Origin of the sequence: Nocardia pseudovaccinii NBRC 100343 (genome assembly GCF_001613225.1) — a bacterium.
GTDB lineage: Bacteria > Actinomycetota > Actinomycetes > Mycobacteriales > Mycobacteriaceae > Nocardia > Nocardia pseudovaccinii.
In genome coordinates, this window is record NZ_BDBY01000244.1 from 1 (window position 1) to 2,757 (window position 2,757).

The 2,757-nt window shown below is 67.9% G+C and carries 4 protein-coding genes; all 4 read left to right on the top strand.

Features of this window, described 5'->3' with window-relative positions; translation table 11 throughout:
• On the top strand, positions 1-623 hold a 623-nt coding region (locus NP3_RS49330), incomplete at its 5' end, for a hypothetical protein (protein ID WP_169814601.1).
• Entirely contained in the window at positions 620-1,108 is a 489-nt protein-coding gene (locus NP3_RS30025; RefSeq protein WP_063044972.1) for a hypothetical protein, read from the top strand. The genes NP3_RS49330 and NP3_RS30025, both read left to right, overlap by 4 nt.
• Before the next feature lie 486 nt (positions 1,109-1,594).
• The gene (locus NP3_RS30035; protein WP_063044974.1) at positions 1,595-2,518 is read left to right on the top strand and encodes a Mom family adenine methylcarbamoylation protein; all 924 of its coding nucleotides are present in this window, start codon (positions 1,595-1,597) and stop codon (positions 2,516-2,518) included.
• Positions 2,484-2,757, top strand: a 274-nt coding sequence (locus tag NP3_RS30040) for a macro domain-containing protein (protein WP_218024964.1), incomplete at its 3' end; no start/stop codon positions are given. The genes NP3_RS30035 and NP3_RS30040, both read left to right, overlap by 35 nt.

Here is a 2,757-nt window from a genome sequence, read left to right on the forward strand (position 1 = left end):
ACATCGGCAACAGCCGCCCAGGCTCGATCGCCCCCGCCTCCGACGACTTCCTGACCGCGCTCCGTGACGTGGTGGAATACAACCGGGCCGCGGAGGTGTGCGACTACCGCAACCACGCGGACGGCGGCGGCCACATCATCCACGCGCTGAGCGTCCTCGCGCATTCGCTCGACCAGCGGACCAGCCGCCCGCGCTACCGCCCGCCGTGGCGCCTGCAGGCCAGCCTCGCCGACGACGTCGACCCCGACATCGTCGACCAGGTGCTCGCCGAGCTGTCAGAGCTCACCGACCCATTTCTGGCGTGCGTCCGGGAACGGCACACCGGCACTGCGGGCTTCCACGGCAACCGGCGCATCTACATCCAAAGCCGCTACCAGCTCTACGAACTCGGCGGCAACCTCTGGGCCTGGCTCACCGGCACCATCGTGTCGACGGGCCCCGGACTGCCCGCGACCTGGCTCGGTACCCCCATCCTGGAAATGGACCTCGACCTCTTCGGCGCAGGGCAAAATTTCGCCCAGAAATCGCCCTCTACCAGCGCAGACGACACGTCCCCGGACTCCGTCGACCTCGACCGTCAGCTCATGGCCGGGCCCAAGCAGACCGCGGAAGGCCCTCGATGAGCGCCGCGCGGATGACGCGAGCTCAGCTCTGCGCGCTGGACAGCGCCGACTGCACGGGCCAGCTCCAGGCCACCGACAAGCGCACCCTGCACGCGCTGACCCGCTGCGGATGGGCCCGACGGCACGAGGCCCGCGTGCGCAAACGCGTCAGGACCTGGTGGTCGATCACCGACTCCGGCCGCGCCGCCCGCGACTCCCCGCTGATCACGGACCCGCCGCCACGGCCGGTCTGGGCCGCCTCATGGACAGTCCAGCGCGTCACGCCCAACCTGTACGTCCTCGACGACGGACACCGGATCACCCGGCCCGCCCAGCGCATGCTCTGGCGAGTCCTGTGCCCGGCCAACTCCCCGGACGTACCGCTTGGACACCACGACTTCCTCGCCGAGGCCGTCGACGACCTGCGCAGCCACATCCACACTGCCGCGCCGTGCACACCAACATCCGCGGGCACTGCTCCGGCCGCCGATCCGACCATGTCCTGACCCACCGACCCGAGAGCCCGGAGATATGCCCCATTCCGATCCAACTCACAAACGACGCCGCCGGATCGAGCTCGGCCAGCCCTACCGGCTCAGCTCTCTGCGGCCCGGCACAGTTGTCGTCCGCGAAGCCAACCGCACACCCGGCAGCATCGTTACCGGCAGCCCCTGCTGCCGCCGACTCGTCCGCCTCTCCGTCGCAGACCTCGAATGGCGAATACAACAGCGCGCCAAAGGTTTCCACGTCACCGACTACGAGGAACGACGGTGCCCCGGCTGCGGCGCACACTACCGAATACGACTTCCGCAGGCCGACTCCACAGCCGCACTTCATCTCGCCGCCACCGTCGAGTGGGAGGTCGGAAGTTGACCGCGGCACGCTGCGGGACCTGTTCACAGGTGGGACGTGTCGTCTCCGCAGCTCAGGGAGGCGATCTATGTGGTTCCGCGGCTCCCTTCCGACACTGTCCTCACCCGAGAGTGCGCCCCATGACCTTCATGACGCAGCGCTGGCGCGACACCCGCGGCGTCTACCGACCCGTCGGCGATCCGATCGCCCCTGACCGCTACACCGTCACCAGAATCAGTTACCAGACCGCCAAACACTTTGTCTGCCAGCATCACTACTCGCGATCATTCCCGCAGATGCGGTTCGCCTTCGGACTCTATGAACACGACCAGCACTGGGCCGAGACCGAACTGGTGGGCGTGCTCACTCTCGGCATCGGCGCCACCGCCCTGACCAACGTCTTCCCCGGCCTGGATCCCGGCCACGAAGCACTCGAGCTCAACCGGCTCGTACTTCTCGACCGAGTGCCGGCCAACGCCGAATCGTTCTTCGTCGCCCGCGCTCTACGCTCGGCCGTCGACGACGGAATCTGCGGAATCACCACGTTCTGCGACCCCTCCGGCTTCTGGCAGCCCACCACCGGAAGCCTGGTCCACCGCGGCCACTACGACTGCGTCTACCAGGCCCTGAACATGACCTACATCGGACGCAGCCGAGCATCGTGGAAGTTCTACCTGCCCAGTGGCATCGAGATCAGCCGCCGCGCGCTGACCAAGGCGGCCGGGAGACCGGCGCTGACGGCGTCGTGGCCCGCCTGGCTCCCATGGCACACCAGCGCCCGGCCCCGACCCTGGCAGCGTCGACGGGCACACCTGGCTCTCCGAGGGCGCTCATCGCCTGCGGAGCCCAGCGTCGCAAGCATCCCGGCAACCACAAGTACGCCCTCCGTATCGGCCGCAATCGCGGCGAACGCACCCGCACCGTCCTGGCCTCCGACGGCCTCCCCTACCCGAAACACGATTCGCAGCCAGCTCGTTGCAGGCGTGCGGTGTCGGTGCCTGCAGATAACCTCGCCCCTGGGAGGAATGAATGAGCGCGACGACGATCCGGTACGTTGCCGGTGACGCCACCGAGCCACAATCTCACGGGCACAGGATCATCGCCCACATCTGCAATGACGAAGGCCGCTGGGGGCGTGGTTTCGTCGTCGCTGTCTCCGCACGCTGGCCCCAACCGGAGCGGGAGTACCGACGCTGGCACCGTCATCGGGCCACCAGCAACTTCGGCCTGGGTGCCGTACAACTCGTCGACGTCGGCCGGGATCTGCACATCGCCAACATGATCGGGCAGCACGGCATCAGAA